The organism is Advenella sp. EE-W14, from assembly GCF_012923605.1.
GTDB lineage: Bacteria > Pseudomonadota > Gammaproteobacteria > Burkholderiales > Burkholderiaceae_B > Advenella > Advenella alkanexedens.
In genome coordinates this window covers 124742-143588 of record NZ_JAAVNG010000012.1, presented here as the reverse complement: position 1 = coordinate 143588, position 18847 = coordinate 124742, and the positions used below count along the sequence as shown (strand labels likewise).

Sequence of the window (18847 nt, the reverse complement as noted above, 5' to 3'; positions counted from 1 at the left end):
AACGCCCTTTTAACGGACGTTTTTGCCGATGGACAACAGGTATGCCGGTTTTTCAAATTATTGCCAAACGTCTGGTAGGTCTTGTTTTTGTGGTATTGGGCGTTTCGGTTATTACCTTTATCGTTTCTCACCTGATTCCCGGTGATCCGGCCCGTCTTATTGCCGGTGACCGAGCCAGCGAAGCCATGGTTGATGCGATTCGTGAAAAACTGGGGTTGAATCTTCCCCTGTATGAGCAGTACTGGCTGTACCTGAAGGGTTTGTTGCAGGGTGATCTGGGTACCTCCATCCGTACGGGGCGCCCCGTGTTGCAGGATTTACTGGCGTTTTTTCCCGCTACCATGGAACTGGCGGTGGTCTCCCTGATACTGGCCATTCTAATAGGTGTGCCGCTTGGCGTACTGTCGGCAGTTTACAAAAACAAGTGGATTGACCAAATAACCAGAACCGTTTCTGTCATGGGTATTTCCATGCCGGCTTTTTGGCTTGGCATGGGGCTGATCATTATTTTTTATGGCAACCTTTCGTGGTTCCCTGCCGGTGGTCGGCTTAGCCAAGGCGTGCCCGTTCCGCCGTTTGTGACCGGTTTTTATCTGGTGGATTCGCTGCTGGCCGGAGAAATGCGGACTTTTTATAATGCACTCTGGCATCTTGTGTTACCCGCGCTTACTTTAAGTTTTGTGCACCTGGGCGTGGTCTCACGGCAGATCCGTTCCTCCATGCTGGAGCAGTTAAGCGAAGACTATATCCGTACCGCCAAAGCCTACGGTCTGCCCAAATGGCAGGTCATTCTCAGGCATGCCCTGCCCAATGCCCTGATTCCTTCAGTTACTGTGCTGGGCCTGGCCTTGGGGGACCTGCTATATGGGGCCGTGCTGACTGAAACCGTGTTCAGTTGGCCTGGCATGGGGTTGTATGTCGTCAATTCCATTCAGGCACTGGACTTTCCGGCAGTCATGGGTTTTGCCGTGCTGGTTTCTTTTGTGTATGTGTTGTTGAATCTGTTGGTGGATTTGCTGTATTTACTGATTGATCCACGTATTAAAGAGGTGGGTTAATGATGGCGATGGTTGCAGGTCTTAAACACCGGGGTTCCTATTTCTGGTATCAATTGCGACGCAGTCCCATGACCATGGTGGGGCTGGGTATTATTATTTTCATGTGCCTGGCGGCCTTGCTGGCCCCTGTATTGGCGCCTTACAACCCTGATGTCATCAATTTGCGGGCGCGATTGCAGCCACCCTCAATGGCCCATTGGTTTGGCACTGATGAAGTCGGACGCGATATTTTCAGCCGGGTTCTGTATGGTGGGCAACAATCCATCGGTGTGGGTTTGTTCGTGGCCTTTGTGGCCAGTTTCATCGGAACCATTATTGGCTGTTTTTCAGGTATTTTTGGCAAATGGGTTGACACCACTATTATGCGCATCATGGATGTGATGCTGTCGGTACCGTCTTTGGTCTTGACCATGGCGCTGGCCGCGGCATTGGGGCCCAGCCTGTTCAATGCCATGCTGGCCATTACCCTGGTGCGCGTTCCTTATTATGTCCGGCTGGCACGCGGGCAAACACTGGGTATTCGCGAAATGGTGTATGTCAAAGCCGCGCAGACGTTTGGTGCCAGTCGTCATCATATTGTGCAATGGCACGTGATTAGAAATGCCTTGCCCCCCATTATTGTGCAAACTACCCTGGATATTGGCAATGCCATATTAATGGCCGCGGCATTGGGGTTCATCGGTTTGGGAGCACAACAGCCCACAGCCGAGTGGGGGGCCATGGTTTCCGCCGGCCGTAATTTTCTGATTGACCAGTGGTGGTACTCCACTTTTCCCGGTCTGGCCATCTTAATCACGGCAATTGGCTTTAACTTGTTGGGTGATGGGGTGCGCGATATGCTGGACCCCAAACAGAAGGTGAAGTAATGCAAGACAATCAAGCTGGCCAGGTCAATGAATGGGTGCTTAGTGTGGAAGACTTGCGTGTTGAGTTTCCCATTTACAAAGGGGCGGTCAAAGCCCTGAATGGGGTTAACCTGCGGGTGGCTGCCGGTGAGATTGTGGGTCTGGTCGGAGAGTCAGGTTCGGGAAAATCGGTGTGTGCCATGATGGGAATGCGCTTGATTCCTTCTGACAGTTACCGGGTCACGAGTGGCAGCATCCATCAGTCGGGCAGGGATGTTCTGAAACTGAGTGAAAAACAAATGCGGGATATCCGGGGTAGTGAGGTCTCGATGATTTTTCAGGAGCCCATGACGGCCCTGAACCCGGTCATGAAAGTGGGCAAGCAAATCATTAATGTGATTTTGCAGCATCAATCCATCAGCCGGGCCAAGGCGAAAGAAAAAACCCTGGCTTTGCTGCGGGACATGTATATTGCCGACCCCGAGCGGGTTTTTGACAGTTATCCCTTTGAGCTGTCGGGTGGCATGCGTCAGCGTATCATGATTGCCCTGGCATTTTCCTGTGAACCGAAGTTGTTGATTGCCGATGAGCCGACAACAGCGCTGGATGTGACGGTGCAAAAACAGGTTTTGCTTTTGCTTCGTGAGCGGGCCCGTAAAACCGGCGCTGCTATTTTATTGATTACGCATGATATGGCGGTGGTTTCTCAGTTTTGTGAGCGGGTCTATGTCATGTACGCCGGGGCGGTGGTGGAAGACGGTTTCACCCGTGATGTCATGAAGCAGCCCCGACACCCTTATACGCAAGGCTTGCTGGCTGGTTTGCCGGAAAATGTAAAACCGGGTACGCCTTTGAAAACGATTGGTGGGCAGGTGCCCGACCTGGCGCAGTTGCCCGTTTGTTGCTCATTCATGAACCGTTGTGAACGCAAGGCAGACATTTGCAGCAAGGTACCTGATTTATTGCCTTTGACGTCAGACCCGTCTCATAAAGTGGCCTGCTGGATTGTGCAGCAAGAGGATGAACGAAATGCCCGATAACTGTCTTGTTTCCCTGAACGATATTCAGGTTCATTTTCCTGTGAAAAAAAACTGGCTGGGACACGTCAAGTCAACCGCGCATGTCCTGAACGGCATAAATTTGCAGGCTAATGCCGGTGAAACCCTGGGGATCGTGGGTGAGTCGGGATGTGGCAAAAGTACGCTTGCCCAGGTTCTGATGGGGCTGCTGCCGCCTACCCGTGGTACGGTTACCTGGCATACTGGCAGCGGCAAACCCAACATCCAGATTGTATTCCAGGACCCACAGTCTTCACTGGATCCTCGTTTGCCTGTCTGGAAGGTGATTACCGAGCCCATCCATATTCAAGGGGGACATTCACGTGCACAATTGCGTCAAATAGCGGCTGATCTGGCGGTTCAGGTGGGCTTGCGTGAAGAATATATGGATCGTTATCCACATGAGTTTTCGGGGGGACAGCGTCAGCGCATTGCCATTGCACGCGCGCTTGCCCCAAATCCTGATATTATTGTGCTGGATGAGCCCACTTCGGCACTGGACATTTCGGTTCAGGCACAAATTCTGAATTTGCTGAATGATTTGCAAAAAGCCAGGAATTTAAGCTATATCCTGATTTCCCATAATGTTTCAGTCATAAAACATATGAGCAAAAGGATTGCCGTGATGTATCTGGGGCAAATTGTCGAGTTGGGTCCCACGTCTGAAGTATTGCAAAAACCGGCGCATCCCTATACCGAACTTTTGCTGGATGCCGTCCCCGATATGGCCGGCAGCCAAACCATGACAGGGTCAATAGACTTGCCCGAATTGCCGGGTAACCGTCATTTGCCCAGTGGTTGTTTTTTTTATGACCGTTGTCATTACAGGGATGAAGAGGGTTGTCATCTTGCCCAGCCTTTGCGTTGCCTTGGGGCGGAGCAGGCAATAAGATGGGTCCGTTGTTACAAGAATATATATGAGAATTCAATCAGAGCAGAATCCACAGAAAGCGGCATCCAATAAATTAAATTTTGGCGTTATATTATCCCTGTTGCCGTATGTGTGGCAATTCAAGTGGCGCGTAGGCCTTGCGCTATTGTGTCTGGTGTTGGCCAAAGTGGCCAGCGTGATCTTACCTATTTTCCTGAAAGATATTGTCGATCAGCTGAGCATGCCGACCAATGCATTGGTTTTGCCGGTGGCCGCTTTGCTGGCCTACGGTTTGGCGCGCGTTTCCAGCAGTCTGTTCGGTGAGCTCAGGGATGCCCTGTTTGCCAAAGTAACGCAGGGTTCCATCAGGAAAATTGCCAAACGCATTTTTGAACACCTTTTTGGCTTGTCCATGCGGTTCCATCTGCTGCGTCAAACGGGTGGATTAAGCAGGGATATAGATCGGGGTACCAAGGGGATTGGTTTTGTCCTGAATTTTACCCTGTTCAATATTTTGCCCACCCTGCTTGAGTTATTGATGGTAATGGGTATTTTGCTGTGGCGCTACGATGTCTGGTTTGCGGGGGTAACGATGCTTACCATTGTTGCCTATATCCTGTTTACCTTTACCGTGACTGAAAAACGCATGGTCATGCGCCGGCGCATGAACAGTCTGGACAGCATGGCCAATACGCAGGCGATTGATGCTCTCATCAACTATGAAACCGTTAAGTATTTCAATAATGAAGCCTATGAAATCAATCGTTATGACGAGAATCTGGGCAAGTGGGTGGATTCGTCAGTCAAGAACCAGATTTCACTGAATTTCCTGAATGCGGGCCAGGGTGTCATTATTACCCTTGGGATTACCATTTTGCTGTGGATGTCGGCCGACCGGGTGGTACAGGGCAGCATGACGGTGGGTGATGTGGTGCTGGTCTCAGCTTACCTGACGCAACTGTATGCCCCCCTGAATTTTTTGGGTTTTATTTACCGTGAAATCAAGAACTCATTGTCTGATATGGAGCGCATGTTCGGTCTGATGGACGAGCAGCAGGAAATCAAGGATGATCCCGGTGCCATCGAATTGAACACCCGTCATGCCGAGATTGAATTCCGGGATGTGTGTTTTTCTTATGAAAGCGAACGGCAGATATTGCATCATGTCTCTTTCAAGATAGGGGCGGGTGAAACGGTTGCCGTGGTGGGAACGTCAGGAGCGGGCAAGTCCACCCTGTCTCGCTTGCTATTCCGTTTTTATGATGTCAGTTCGGGAAGCATCCTGATCAATGGCAGGGATATCCGTTCTTACACTCAATTAAGTCTGCGTCAGCACATTGGTATTGTGCCTCAGGATACGGTGCTGTTCAACAATACCATCTATTACAATATTGCCTACGGCCGTCCCTCGGCCACGCATGATGAGGTCATCGAAGCCGCCAAATCGGCCAGTATTCACCAGTTCGTGACCAGCCTGCCCGACGGGTATGAGTCACAGGTGGGTGAGCGGGGCCTGAAACTGTCGGGAGGTGAAAAGCAAAGGGTGGCCATTGCCCGCACCATTTTGAAAGATCCGCCCATTCTGGTGCTGGATGAGGCCACCAGTGCCCTGGATACCCGAACCGAGCGCAAGATTCAGGATGAACTGTTCCAGATTGCCAAAAACCGCACCACCCTGATTATTGCCCACCGGCTTTCCACCATTGTGGATGCCGACCGGATTATCGTGATGGATCAGGGCAGAATCATGGAGCAGGGCACCCATAGCGAATTGCTGGAAAAAGAGGCCATTTATGCCCGTATGTGGGCCATGCAGTTTCAGGCATCTGAAATAGTAGAGGCGTCTGAATCCTGATTTCATTCTTCGCCTGATTCCCATGCAGGCGCATGGGAACCACACGTTGTTCTTGTTATACCTGCCTATTTCTTAAGCTTGGCAAAGGCAGCAGCCATGGCGTTGTTGGCGGGTGGTTTATTATCGGCCTGTTGCTGACGGCCTTGCCCGCGGGGACGGTTGCCAGCCGGGGCACTGGCGTTGCCACGGTTTGCCGGCAGGGCATCGTCATTCATGCGCATGGTCAGGGCAATCCGTTTGCGTTGCGCGTCCACTTCCTGTACCTTGACCTGAACCGTTTGTCCGACCCTGACGACATCGCGCGGGTCTTTGACAAATTTGTCAGCCAGGGCGGAAATATGCACCAGGCCATCCTGATGTACGCCAATATCCACAAAGGCCCCAAAGTTGGCCACGTTGGTGACCACGCCTTCCAGGATCATGCCAGGCAACAGGTCGTTAATGGTTTCAATGCCTTCCTTGAACGTGGCGGTTTTGAACTCGGGACGTGGATCACGACCCGGTTTTTCAAGTTCACTGAAAATATCCCTGACCGTTGGCAAGCCGAAACGCTCATCAATAAAATCGGCGGGTGAAACCCCCTTGAGGGCATCTTTTTTGCCAATGATGGACTTGACATCGGCCTGGATCTTATCCAGGATGCGCGCGACGACCGGGTAGGCTTCAGGGTGAACCGCAGACGCATCCAGAGGATTGTCTCCGTTGGGGATACGCAGGAAACCGGCGGCCTGTTCAAAGGCTTTGGCACCAAAACGGGATACATTCATAAGGGCCGAACGGTTGGGGAAGGCCCCATTCTGGTCACGCCATTCCACAATGTTTTTGGCCAGGCTGGCATTCAGCCCCGAAACCCGGGTCAGCAGGGGGGCAGAGGCGGTATTTACATCAACACCCACCGCGTTCACGCAGTCTTCAATAACCGCATCCAGTGAACGGGCCAGTTCACGTTGGTTGACATCGTGCTGGTATTGGCCAACACCAATCGCTTTGGGTTCAATTTTAACCAGTTCGGCCAGCGGGTCTTGCAGACGACGGGCAATGGAAACGGCCCCGCGCAGGCTGACATCCAGGTCGGGAAACTCTTTGGCGGCCAGTTCAGAGGCAGAGTAAACCGATGCACCGGCTTCGGAAACCACGATTTTCTTGACATCGGGGTTGGGGAAGGCCTGCAGCATGTCTGCCACCAGCTTTTCGGTTTCGCGTGAAGCGGTGCCATTGCCAATGGCAATCAACTGGATCTTGTGACGGGCAATTAGGGCGGCCAGGGTGCGAATGGACCCTTCGCGGTCGCGACGTGGTTCAAAGGGATAAATGGTGGCGGTATCCAGCAGTTTTCCGGTAGGATCAATGGCGGCAACCTTTACACCGGTACGAATGCCCGGGTCCAGTCCCAGAACCGATTTTGGTCCGGCCGGGGCGGCCAGCAGCAGGTCTTTCAGGTTGGCGGCAAACACCTTGATGGCTTCTTCTTCGGCCTGTTCGCGCAGCTTGCCCATCATTTCAGATTCAAAAGCGGTCAACAGCTTGACCCGCCATGTCCAGCGGGAAACCTCGGCCAGCCATTTGCCACGTGCATTGGCATCAATCGTGTAATCGGCATCCAGTTGCAGGAAATCGCTAATGCGAACCACACAGGGGTGGGGCACCAGAGCGTCCTGTTCTTCATTCAGGCCAATACGCAAATCAAGCATACCCTGCTGTCGTCCACGCAGTAACGCCAGAATGCGATGTGAAGGCAGGGTCTTGACCGGCTCCTTGAAATCAAACCAGTCACGGAAATTGTCGCCCTCGGCTTCCTTGCCTTCCACTACTTTGGAGTAGAGCCAACCCTGGTTCCATAAATGGTCGCGCATGTCGGCCAGCAGGTCGGCGTTTTCGGCAAAACGCTCGGCCAGAATGTCGCGGGCACCGTCAAGTGCTGCTTTGGCATCGTTGATTTTTAATTCAGGATTTAAGTACTGTTCGGCCAATTCGGCAGGTATCGCATTTTTATGGTCCAGAATTTCATCAGCCAGAGGTTCCAAGCCTGCCTCTTTGGCAATTTGGGCCCGGGTGCGACGCTTGGGCTTGAAGGGTGCATACAGGTCTTCAAGGCGCTGTTTGGTATCGGCAGCGCCAATCGCGGCTTCCAGTTCCGGAGTCAGTTTGTCCTGCTGGCTGATAGACTCGATAATGGCCAGGCGACGGGTTTCAAGTTCCCGAACATACAAAAGGCGGACTTCAAGATTACGCAAAACGGTATCGTCAAGACCACCGGTGACTTCTTTGCGGTAACGGGCTATAAAGGGAACGGTTGCGCCTTCATCAAGCAGGGAAACGGTAGCGGCAATTTGTGCCGGACGTACGTCCAGTTCCTGGGCCAGTAGCGTAATAATGCGTTGTTCATCAATGCCTGTGGCAGTTTCGGTACTTGGTGTTTCGGACATGTTTACTTAAGAATAATTAAAAACGAACTGTAAATTGTGCCATAAGCGGCAGGTTTGTAGTGAGGGGCTTGGTAATATTTATTAATTTGTATGCTTGCCTGCCGCATGGTGCCGGATTATTTCGTCCTCATTTGGCAGATTGGTGCCGCAGCTTCGTTACCATCATTAAAATAGCGTATGGGCAGGTTGCCGTCATTTTTTGTTGTTTGGAAAGCGTGTGCGAGTTCTTGATTTTGATATATCCGATTGGTTCCTGCAAGAGGGACCTTTTTTCAGTGCCATCCCGGGGTACAAAGTGCGGGATGCACAAATCCAGCTTGCACAGGCCATAGATGAAACCATTCAGGCCAAATCGGTGCTGGTGGCCGAAGCGGGTACCGGTACAGGCAAAACCTGGGCCTATCTGGTACCGGCATTTTTATCGGGTGGCAAGGTAATTGTGTCAACCGGTACCCGTACCTTGCAAGACCAGCTGTATGCCAAAGATGTACCGCGACTGAAAAAAGTCATGGCGCTGCCGGTGCATGTGGCCCTGCTTAAGGGGCGCAGCAATTATGTCTGCCACTATCATTTAAGCAGGATGGAGCAGGACGACCGTTCCCTGCGTTCAAAAGAAGAGGTCGTACAGCTGCGTCATATCCGGCAATTTGCCGACCGCAGTCATACAGGCGACAAGACCGATTGTGCCAAGGTGCCCGAAGACGCCGATATCTGGGGTCGAGCCACTTCCACCCGCGAGAACTGCCTGAACCAGGATTGCCCCTTCGTTAAAGACTGTTTTTTGCTCAAGGCAAGGCGCAATGCCCAGGAAGCCGATGTGGTGGTTATCAACCATGCCCTGTTTTTTGCCGACCTGGTGTTAAAAGAAGAGGGTATTGCCGACTTGCTGCCGGCCGCCGATACCGTCATTTTTGATGAGGCGCATCAGTTGCCCGATACGGCCACCCGTTTCATGGGTGATACGGTTTCCACCGCGCAAATCATGGATTTCTTGAAAACAACCGAAGTCGCCTGCCTGGCCCAGGCACGTGATTCGGCGCGCTGGAGTGAGGCGTGCAAAAAAGTTGAATACTATGTGAAGGATTTGCGTCTGGTAGCTGCCGGTATCGATAAAATGCCGGGTAAAAGAGCCACCAGTGAGCAAATCCCCGAAGCGGAAAAATTCAATGAGGTGCTGGCCAATCTGGAGGACGAGCTGGACAGGCTGGTTCGCATGCTGGTGGCCGTGCAAGAGCGGCATCCGGACCTGATGGCCGCGGCCAAAAGTGGTGCCGAATTACGGGCCAAAATTTATCGCTGGACCCACAGTGCCTTGCCCGAGGTGGAGCCTGACGCGGTTGAACAGGATGAAAAAACAGGGCTTGTCAACAAGAAAGCCCGTCAGCAGGAAGAGCTTGTAAGGTGGGTGGAATTTGGCCTGCATCATTTGCGGTTGAACTCGGCTCCCTTGTCGGTGCATACCTTTGCCCACTATAAAAAACCGGATCAGGCCTGGGTGTTTACCTCGGCCACGCTTTCCGTTTATAAGGATTTTTCCCATTTCACCAGACAGCTGGGTTTGCACAATGCCCGCACCGAACGCTGGGAATCGCCTTTCAATTACAAAGACAAGGCTTTGTTATATGTGCCCAATCATTTGCCTGAAACCCAGTCTCCTGATTTTGCCCAGGCTTTTGTTGATACCTTGCTGCCCCTGATCAAGGCCTCGCCAGGGGGTGTATTGGTATTGTGCACCACGCTTAGGGCAGTTGATTATTTTGCTCATCTGCTGATCAAGGCGTTTGACCAGGAAGATATCGACCGTCCTGTGATGAGGCAAGGGGAAAGCACTCGCGGGCAACTTATCCAGCGTTTCAGGCAACATGCCAATGCCGTGCTGGTGGGTAGTGCCAGTTTTTGGGAAGGCGTGGATTTTCCGGGGGATATTCTTACGCTTGTGGCGATTGACAAACTGCCTTTCGCCCCACCTGATGATCCCGTGTTGGAAGCACGTATCAAGGCATGTCGTGAGCAAGGGGGTAACCCGTTTTTTGAATACCAGATTCCGGGTGCGGCGATTGCCCTGAAGCAGGGAGCCGGCCGCCTTATCCGCACTGAAAGTGACTGGGGTGTATTAATGGTGGGTGACCGCAGGCTGGTTGAAAAACCTTATGGAAAATTGCTATGGCGGGGTTTGCCTTCTTTTAGTCGAACCCGTTATCTGGAAGAGGCAGTGGAGTTTTTTGACAGGACCGATCCACTGGTTGATGAAGCTGCTCAAACCTGAATGACCTCAAGGTTATTGAATCGGTCCTAAAAAAATCTGGATGTTTTTCATCTTTTTGGGGGCTTTTCCCCCCAAGGCTAAGTTCAACGTTGTATTGAATTTTTTGTTTTTATTTTTTCATAAACAAAACCCCGGCAAATTGGCCATTTAAAAGCCATTTTGCGGGGTTTTGTCTGGCCGGTGACGGGGTTTGGGGTTTAGTTATTAAACCACGAGGCCGGTTTGAACATGTCGGTCCAGTGTTTGTCACCATCAAGACCCTGTGCATAATATTTACTGTCGGGGAAGTTTTGATCAAGCACACGTTTGGCATCGTTGGCTTGTTCGGTCAGGCCCAGTTTTTCATATGATTTCATCATGATATACAGGGCGCGCTCGGCTGCCTGGACGCCCGAGAAATCGCGAATGACCGCCTGGCTGCGATTGATGGCCGCCACATAGGCATCGCGCTTGTAATAGTATTCGGCAACGTTCACTTCGTTTTCAGCAATGGTACTGACCAGCCAGGTAAGGCGGGCACGCGCATCGTGAGCGTAACGGCTGTCGGGGAAGCGGGTTATCAGTTCATTGAAGGCCTGATAAGATTGGCGCAGGCCTTTGGGGTCACGTTCGCTGGGATCCTGGCCGGTATAGCTGCTTAAGAATGCGCTTGGGGGGGTAAAGGTAACCAAGCCTTTCAGGTACAGCATGTAATCGGTGCCGGGATGGTTGGGGTACAATGCAAGGAAACGGTTAATGGCTGCTGTTGCCTGTTCGGGTTCGTCATCTTTCCAATAGACATACGCCTGGTCAATAAGAGCCTGTTGAGCCTGGCTGCTATATGGGAAACGGGTTTCCACTGCCTTCAGATGCTGGCTGGCACTTTTCCATTCAGAGGCGCGTACGTTGTCACGGGCTTCTTGGTAAAGCTGGTCTGCAGTCCAGCCTTGTGTTTTGTCTTCCTGGCTTTTGAACACACTACTGCACCCGACCAAAGCCAGGGAACACAGCACCAATAATGAGTGACGAATAATACTTTTTTGCATAATTAGATGGGTTACAGTAAGTTAAAGGCCAAAACGGTTTACACAATGTTAGCATTGCGACACAACATTATATGATTATTAATCCATGTCTGATACCACAATTTCCCAACAAGATGAATTTATTGACACAGAACCACGAATTTTCAGGGTGCCCGTTTCGGTAAAAGGCGATCGCCTTGACAAGATACTGGCACAATTAATTCCCGAACATTCAAGAAGCCGATTGCAATCCTGGATAGAGTCGGGATATGTAACTGTAAACGAAAAGCCAGGTAAAGTCAGGCAGATTGTAGGCGCCAGTGACATTATCACTGTCTGTGAGCCCGTTGCCGAAGAAAGCCTGGCGTTTACGCCAGAACCGGTTGAATTTACCGTTTTGGAGGAAAGCAGTCAATGGATAGTGGTTGAAAAGCCTGCCGGGTTGGTTACCCATCCGGGTGCCGGTAATTGGCATGGCACCCTGTTAAATGGTTTGCTTTACCGTTTTCCCGAATTGGTGCATGTGCCTCGTGCCGGTATTGTTCATCGGCTGGATAAAGACACGTCGGGTCTTTTGGTGGTTGCCCGTACAGAGCAGGCGCAAACCCATCTGGTTCGGCAATTGCAGGCCCGCACAGTGGGGCGTGAATATGTGGCCCTGGTCATGGGCAAGGTTATGCCACAGGGAACCATAGATGCCCCGATTGGGCGCGACCGTAAAGTACCGGTAAGGATGTCCACCGATAATCCCATTGCGCCTAAAGAAGCTCGTACTCATTACGCTTTGCTGGCATCGGGGATGGTGGAAGATAAAGCTGTTTCATGGGTGCGATGCAAACTGGAAACCGGACGGACGCATCAAATCAGGGTGCACCTGTCCAGTATCGGGCATTCGCTTCTGGGCGATGAGTTGTACGGTGGAAAACCATGGGCGGGGGCGCAACGGCAAATGTTGCATGCACGGCGTTTGCAATTCATTGATCCTGAGACCGAAACGATGCGTGAATTTGAATCTGCGCTGGCGCAAGACATGCAGCAGGTTATTGCCAATATTCAATGGGAAGAGGCTTCACAATGACAGATGCGAAAGTGGGGTTCTGTAATGAAAATCAGGCATTGGTCAAAACGGTCACTGGACATCAATGGCCCGGTGTACAGTATTTCTGTACCACTCGACAGGGGGGATTCAGCCAGTCGCCCTATGACTCTCTGAATATGGGGATGCATACGGGGGATGATCCGCAGGCTGTGGAACAAAATAGAAGCCGGTTGCAGTGTATGTTGCCAGGTCCTGTGGTGTGGCTTGAGCAGGTGCATGGTACCGATGTATATGATGCGGATCTGTTTGACGCAAAAGACAGGCCCATAACGGCTGATGCCGCGGTGACGACAGAACGCAACCGGGTACTGGCCATTATGACGGCTGATTGCCTGCCGGTTGTGATGGCTTCGGAGGATGGTGAGGTGATTGGTGCCGCTCATGCCGGTTGGCGCGGTTTGCTTAATGGGGTGCTCGAAAAGACCTTGGAAAAAATGAAACGCAAAACCCATCGGAAATGTTTTCGGGCATGGGTTGGGCCGGCCATTGGATTTGAGGCTTTTGAGGTGGGACAAGAGGTTTATGACGCTTTTATTAATCGTGATAAAAATCAGGCGTTGTTTTTTCGACCACATCCACAAAACAAGGGAAAATGGCTGGCCGATTTGTCAGGGCTTGCCGTGCATCGCTTAAGTGAAAATGGTGCAAGTGCTGTTGAGGAAAGCAAATTTTGTACTTTCTCGGATCGGGAACGTTTTTTTTCATATCGCAGACAGGGTCGGACGGGACGGATGGTGACTGTTGTGTGGAAGATAAAACCATAGATCTGAACGCCACCCCAGGTAAGGTTATTCCCTGTGAAGTTGAATAACTTTGATTATTCCTTTATCTTAAAGGTATTGATGCAAGTAAAACGTTGTTACGCTTTTTACGCGTTCACGTTTTTCGGGAATAAAAAGGGGGTGCAAACGATGAAGTATGATCAATTTACAAAAAATATGCCCTGGATGATGCCAATGGTCAATCCAGAGCATATCCAGCAATTGCAAACGGAGTTCACTGAAAACTTCAGGCAACTCATGTTGCAGGCCTCCCAGGGAAGTCTGCCCCCTGTCAAAGACCGTCGTTTCAGCAGTGAGGCCTGGCAGCAAAATCCGCAGTTTTCCGCATTGGCCCATCTTTATCTGCTTTCAGCCAGCACGATGAACAAATGGGTCGAGCAACTGGAGATTCCCGATGCCAGTCGCGAACGTTTAAGGTTCTCGATCACGCAATGGCTGGACGCTTTTGCACCCTCCAATTTTTTTGCCTTGAATCCTGATGCCCTGAAAGCTTTTCAGGAAAGCAAGGGTGAGTCGTTGCAAAAAGGTATGGCTAACCTAATGCATGACCTGCAAAAAGGGCGTATTACCCAAACTGATGAAACGGTTTTTGAAGTGGGACGCAATCTGGCGATTACCGAGGGCTCGGTGGTATTTGAGAACCCGTACTTTCAGCTTATTCAATACAAACCGCAAACTCCTACCGTACATGAAACCCCTTTATTGATGGTGCCACCTTGCATTAATAAATACTATATTCTTGATCTTCAGCCAGAAAACTCAATGGTGGCGTATACCGTTGCCCAAGGGCATACCGTATTTCTGGTGTCCTGGCGCAATCCCTTGCCGGAAGACAAGGATGACATTCAAAATGCCACTTGGGAAGATTACATTGAGAATGGTGTTTTAAAAGCCATCTCGGTCGTGTCCGATATTTCAGGTAAAGAAAAAATCAATGCGCTGGGTTTTTGTGTCGGTGGGACCATGCTGGCGTGTGCCTTGGCCGTTGCGCGCAAACGTGGCCAGGATCCAGTGGCGGCCTTATCCCTGTTAACCACTTTCCTTGATTTTGAACATACCGGAATCATGGATGTATTTGTGGATGAGGCACATGCCTCGTTGCGTGAGCAGCAGTTGGGACAAGGCGGTTTGTTGACAGCCGCTGAATTGGGAACGACATTTTCATTTTTGCGCCCTAATGAGCTGGTCTGGAATTATGTGGTTAATAACTACCTGAAAGGGCAGTCACCTGCCGCCTTCGACCTGCTTTACTGGAATGCCGATGGTACCAATTTGCCGGGTCCTTTCTTTACCTGGTATTTCCGTAACACTTATCTGGAAAACAATCTTAAAAAGCCCAATTACCTCAGTATTTCAGGCACGCCTGTAGATCTTGGTCTGCTGGATATGCCGGTGTACATTTACGCGTCCAAAGATGATCATATCGTGCCCTGGGACTCGGCTTACGCGTCCACGCATATTCTGCAAGGCCCCAAACGATTTGTGTTGGGGGCATCAGGTCATATTGCTGGCGTCATCAACCCGCCCGCGAAAAACAAACGTCATTACTGGGTTTCCAGTGCCGAGACGGAGCAGGTGTTTCCGGTTAGCAGTCAATGGTTTGACAATACGAGACAGGTTCAGGGCAGCTGGTGGCCAGACTGGTCTGAATGGCTGGCTTCCCATGCCGGTAAAAAAGTGCGAGCCAAGAAAACAGCCGGTAATGGTACTTACCCTGAGTTAGAGCCAGCGCCCGGAAAATATGTAAAAGTTAAGGCAGTATAGTATTAATTTTTGTAAATGAGTCAATAAAAAACCGGAGATCTTATGAGTCAGAAAATTGCATATGTAACAGGTGGAATGGGTGGTATTGGAACCTCCATATGCCAGCGTTTATACAAAGAAGGTTTCAAGGTTATTGCGGGTTGCGGGCCTAACCGAAATGCCCAGAAATGGATCGACGAGCAAGCCGCATTGGGGTACAAGTTTTTTGCTTCTACAGGTAACGTTGCCGACTGGGATTCAACGGTTGCCGCTTTTGATAAAGTCAAAAAAGAGCATGGTCCGGTAGATGTGCTGGTGAATAACGCCGGTATTACCCGTGATGGTGTTTTTCGTAAAATGAGCCTTGAAGACTGGAAAGTGGTCATGGATACCAACCTGAACAGTCTGTTCAATGTCACCAAACAGGTGATTGAGCACATGTATGAAAAACGTTGGGGACGTATTATCAACATCAGTTCTGTTAATGGTCAGAAAGGTCAGTTTGGCCAAACCAACTACTCGACTGCCAAAGCGGGTATTCACGGCTTTACCATGGCATTGGCCCAGGAAGTGGCCAGTCGCGGTGTAACGGTTAACACCGTTTCTCCGGGTTACATCGGTACCGAAATGGTTCGTGCCATTCGTCCCGAAATTCTGGAACAAATTGTGGGTACCATTCCTGTTCGTCGCTTGGGTACACCTGAAGAAATCGCCTCAATGGTGGCGTGGCTGGCTTCTGAGGATGCCGGCTTCAGTACCGGCGCCGACTTTTCGGTGAATGGCGGCTTGCATATGGGGTAATTCCTTGCCCCACCCTTTGGGGTGGGGTTGTACACTTCCTTCTATAAATTATTATGATAAATTCATCCGAAACCGGTCAAACACGCATTATTAAAAAATACCCCAATCGCCGGCTTTACGACACTGAATCCAGTACTTATATTACCCTGGCCGATGTCAGGAAACTGGTGCTTGATAATGTCAAGTTTCAAGTGCTGGATGCCAAAACCGGTGAAGACATTACCCGAAGTATTTTGCTGCAAATTATTCTTGAGCTTGAGGGGGGCGGGGTACCCATGTTCAGCTCCACCATGCTCGAGCATATTATCCGTTTCTATGGCAATGCCATGCAGGGGGTAATGGGTACATACCTGGAAAAAAACATGCAGGCTTTTGTGGATATCCAGGAACGCCTGGCCGATCAGTCCAAGAACATGTATGGTGCCCAGTTCAATCCAGACGCCTGGGCACAATTCATGAGTATTCAGGCGCCGGTCCTGAATAATGCCATGAGTAATTATGTAGAACAATCCAAGAATTTGTTTGTACAAATGCAGGAACAAATGCAAAACCAGACTCAAAACATGTTTGGGGTTTTTCCTTTTGTCGCACCGCAAGATAAAGAGAAAAAATAAGGTTTGCCGGCTCTTTGGCTCATTTAACCGTTTGTTTGCCTGAATGGGGAATGTGTTGACAGCATGTCAACATATTTTTCAACCTGGCGAGTCTCAGCGTCCAGGAACGCTTCAATGGCCGCGGCAAAATCTTTTCTGGCAATCCAATGTGCTGAATAGGTGGTAACTGGCAGCAAACCACGGGCCAGCTTATGTTCACCCTGGGCACCTCCTTCAAAATAACGGAATTTGTTGTCGATGCAAAATTCGATGCCTTGCATGTAGCAGGTCTCAAAATGCAGGCCTGGAATAAATTCATGCGCACCCCAATAACGACCATAAACGGTATCATCACCAATAATATTCAGGGCGCAGGCAATGGGCTGGTTGTTTTTCAGGGCAAGAACCAGCAAGACGTTTTCGGGGCATTTTTGCAGGTATGCATGGAAAAATTCCCGGTTTAGATAGGGTTCACGACCACGTTCGTAATAGGTGTTTTGATAGCAGGAAATAAAAAAATCCAGTGTTTCCGGTTCAATGTCTCGCCCACGCAAATGCCTGAAATTGACGCCGGCAGCCAGTACCTTTTTTCGGTCCTGACGGATTTTTTTACGTTTGTCGTAATTGAGCTGCTTCAGGAAGTCCTCAAAACTGGCATAGCCCGGGTTATGCCAATGAAACTGTACATCTTCCCTGATCATATAACCGCACTCACGCAGAATGTTTAAATCGTCGTGGTGGGGGAACAGGATATGAAGGGAAGAAACTCCCATTCTTTTGGCAATTTCAATGGCCTGCTCAGCCAGAATCCGTTTGTGTTGTGCATTGTTGGCCAGTAGCCGTGGCCCGGTAACCGGGGTAAATGGGATGCTGCAAACCAGTTTGGGATAATACGCCAGACCATGACGCTCAAAGGCATTGGCCCATGCCATATCAAAAACAAATTCACCACGTGAGTGGGTTTTTACATATAGTGGCATCAGTCCCAAGGGCGTTTGCTGTTCGTCTTGCAAATAAAGGTACTGTGCGTACCATCCGCACTCGGGAGCAACACAGGTGCTGGTGTGCAGCGTTTGCAGGAAATCGGGACTGGCGAAGGGGTTTTTCTGGCAGAATGACTGCCAGGTGTCAGCCTTTAGGTCTGAGGGTGAATCAAGTATTGAAATTTGAAGTTTTTGGGACATAATGAGTCAGAACAACACGGATAAACAGGGGATAGGTGTCACAGTGATTACCGGTTTCCTGGGAAGCGGTAAGAGTCATTTTATCAGGCAATTGTTAAAGCAGCCTGATGCCGGGCAAATGGCCGTTATCGTTAACGAAATTGGTCAGGTCGGGCTGGATCATCTTATATATCGGCACTTAAGTGCACAGATTGCAGTGCTTGAAGGCGGTTGCCTGTGCTGTCAGCTGCATGCGGACCTGAGCCAGACGCTGCGTGAGCTGTTCATGCTGGCCATGCAAAAGAAAATTCCTGCATTCAGGCACGTTATTATTGAAACTTCTGGCCTGGCTGATCCGTCTTCCATTGTTTTTACCTTAAAGCATGATTTCTTTCTGAACGAGCGTTTTTACAATGCCGGTGTCTTATGTGTGGTGGACAGTTGCCATGCAGAACAGCAACAGCAAGCCAATCCCGAATGGCTTAGCCAATTGCTGGCGGCCGATGTGGTGTTGTTGTCTAAAGAAGATATATGCCCTGAAAAGGTGCCCGCTTTAAAAAAACGGATTGAGTTGCTTGTCATGGGTGTGCCGGTGCTTGGTAAACCGGAGCTTGAAGAGGCGGAAGATTTTTTTGGTATTCTGGCAGACTTGAAGCAGTTGGGTAAACAAAAACTGGCGGCATTTGGGGTGCGTTGGCAAACCGCCGTCTCTGCGTCATTAAAGCCAGCGTTAAAGCCAGTGGCCAGTCATACCGACGTGGATGTTATTACCCTTACCCTTGAGCAAGCGGTCAAAAGAGGGCGTTTTATTACCGCATTGGATGCCATTGCAGAAAAATACGGCGCAGCCCTGTTAAGAATGAAAGCAGTGGTGCAGTTTGTGGGTGATAATCGCTTTTACCATGTACATGGCGTGCATCAGCAGCGCTCAGCTTTTGAGGCATTGGATATTGCGCCGCAGGAACGTGGCGGTATTACGCCATGCGTGGTATTGATAATTAAAAAAGGATATTGGCAGGAAGAAGACAGGGTGCTTTTGTCTTGAAACAGCGTTTGTCTTTTAGCTTGAAGTATCCTGGTTTTCAGTTTTTTAGTGGTAGGAATAGCATGGTTCAATGATGGAGCAAGGTGTATTCATGATTATGCAAGACAGATTTTTACGCGTAAACCCAAAATTCATAAAAAACAACTAAAAACCATAAAAAAACCACCAAATTGCAACATATTTGTAAAATTAACGATAAAGGCTTGCCTATTTATATCACTTAGGGTTATTATTTAAA

General features: G+C 50.1%; 15 protein-coding genes. 12 read left to right on the top strand and 3 right to left on the bottom strand.

What is annotated here, in order from left to right:
* Positions 1-41: 41 nt before the first annotated feature.
* From HCX92_RS11635 to HCX92_RS11615, 5 genes are read left to right on the top strand one after another with little or no spacing between them, the layout of a single operon-like run.
* A complete protein-coding gene (locus HCX92_RS11635; RefSeq protein ID WP_169295133.1) occupies positions 42-1058 on the top strand; it encodes an ABC transporter permease in 1017 nt (338 codons plus the stop codon).
* Positions 1058-1924, top strand: a complete 867-nt coding sequence (gene ddpC, locus HCX92_RS11630; protein WP_169295132.1) for a D,D-dipeptide ABC transporter permease — start codon at positions 1058-1060, stop codon at positions 1922-1924. The genes HCX92_RS11635 and ddpC overlap by 1 nt, the downstream gene beginning before the upstream one ends.
* The gene (locus HCX92_RS11625; protein WP_169295131.1) at positions 1924-2943 is read left to right on the top strand and encodes an ABC transporter ATP-binding protein; all 1020 of its coding nucleotides are present in this window, start codon (positions 1924-1926) and stop codon (positions 2941-2943) included. Before ddpC ends, HCX92_RS11625 begins: the two co-directional genes overlap by 1 nt.
* A complete protein-coding gene (locus tag HCX92_RS11620; protein ID WP_169295130.1) occupies positions 2933-3925 on the top strand; it encodes an oligopeptide/dipeptide ABC transporter ATP-binding protein in 993 nt (330 codons plus the stop codon). The genes HCX92_RS11625 and HCX92_RS11620 overlap by 11 nt, the downstream gene beginning before the upstream one ends.
* The gene (locus HCX92_RS11615) at positions 3879-5687 is read left to right on the top strand and encodes an ABC transporter ATP-binding protein/permease (protein WP_169295129.1); all 1809 of its coding nucleotides are present in this window, start codon (positions 3879-3881) and stop codon (positions 5685-5687) included. Before HCX92_RS11620 ends, HCX92_RS11615 begins: the two co-directional genes overlap by 47 nt.
* A gap of 65 nt (positions 5688-5752) precedes the next feature.
* On the opposite strand, the gene HCX92_RS11610 is transcribed toward HCX92_RS11615, so the two are convergent.
* The gene (locus tag HCX92_RS11610; RefSeq protein ID WP_169295128.1) at positions 5753-8113 is read right to left on the bottom strand and encodes a Tex family protein; all 2361 of its coding nucleotides are present in this window, start codon (positions 8111-8113) and stop codon (positions 5753-5755) included.
* Between the two features lie 217 nt (positions 8114-8330).
* Here HCX92_RS11610 and HCX92_RS11605 point away from each other — a divergent pair, with 217 nt between their 5' ends.
* Positions 8331-10379 carry an ATP-dependent DNA helicase gene (locus HCX92_RS11605; protein WP_169295127.1) on the top strand — a complete coding sequence of 683 codons (2049 nt, stop codon included), beginning with the start codon at positions 8331-8333 and terminating at the stop codon, positions 10377-10379.
* Positions 10380-10576: 197 nt separating this feature from the next.
* On the opposite strand, the gene HCX92_RS11600 is transcribed toward HCX92_RS11605, so the two are convergent.
* Complete coding sequence (locus HCX92_RS11600; RefSeq protein ID WP_169295126.1) at positions 10577-11404, bottom strand: outer membrane protein assembly factor BamD; 828 nt, start codon at positions 11402-11404, stop codon at positions 10577-10579.
* Between the two features lie 85 nt (positions 11405-11489).
* Between HCX92_RS11600 and HCX92_RS11595 the strand changes: the two genes are divergently transcribed.
* The 5 genes from HCX92_RS11595 to phaR all read left to right on the top strand — a co-directional run bounded on the left by HCX92_RS11595 (position 11490) and on the right by phaR (position 16422).
* Positions 11490-12461, top strand: coding sequence for an RluA family pseudouridine synthase (locus HCX92_RS11595; RefSeq protein ID WP_169295125.1), 972 nt, complete (start codon positions 11490-11492; stop codon positions 12459-12461).
* Entirely contained in the window at positions 12458-13246 is a 789-nt protein-coding gene (pgeF, locus tag HCX92_RS11590) for a peptidoglycan editing factor PgeF (protein WP_169295124.1), read from the top strand. Before HCX92_RS11595 ends, pgeF begins: the two co-directional genes overlap by 4 nt.
* Before the next feature lie 147 nt (positions 13247-13393).
* Positions 13394-15028, top strand: coding sequence for an alpha/beta hydrolase (locus HCX92_RS11585; RefSeq protein WP_246587359.1), 1635 nt, complete (start codon positions 13394-13396; stop codon positions 15026-15028).
* Positions 15029-15070: 42 nt separating this feature from the next.
* Positions 15071-15808, top strand: coding sequence for an acetoacetyl-CoA reductase (phbB, locus tag HCX92_RS11580; RefSeq protein ID WP_169295123.1), 738 nt, complete (start codon positions 15071-15073; stop codon positions 15806-15808).
* Between the two features lie 53 nt (positions 15809-15861).
* Positions 15862-16422: a polyhydroxyalkanoate synthesis repressor PhaR gene (gene phaR / locus HCX92_RS11575; protein ID WP_211182381.1), complete on the top strand. Its 561-nt coding sequence runs from the start codon at positions 15862-15864 to the stop codon at positions 16420-16422.
* A gap of 23 nt (positions 16423-16445) precedes the next feature.
* Here phaR and HCX92_RS11570 read toward each other — a convergent pair whose 3' ends face one another.
* The gene (locus tag HCX92_RS11570; RefSeq protein ID WP_169295122.1) at positions 16446-17585 is read right to left on the bottom strand and encodes a GNAT family N-acetyltransferase; all 1140 of its coding nucleotides are present in this window, start codon (positions 17583-17585) and stop codon (positions 16446-16448) included.
* Between the two features lies 1 nt (position 17586).
* On the opposite strand from HCX92_RS11570, the gene HCX92_RS11565 reads away from it, so the two are divergent.
* On the top strand, positions 17587-18609 hold the full coding sequence (locus tag HCX92_RS11565; RefSeq protein WP_169295121.1) for a GTP-binding protein: 1023 nt from the start codon (positions 17587-17589) through the stop codon (positions 18607-18609).
* The last annotated feature ends 238 nt before the right edge of the window (positions 18610-18847 follow it).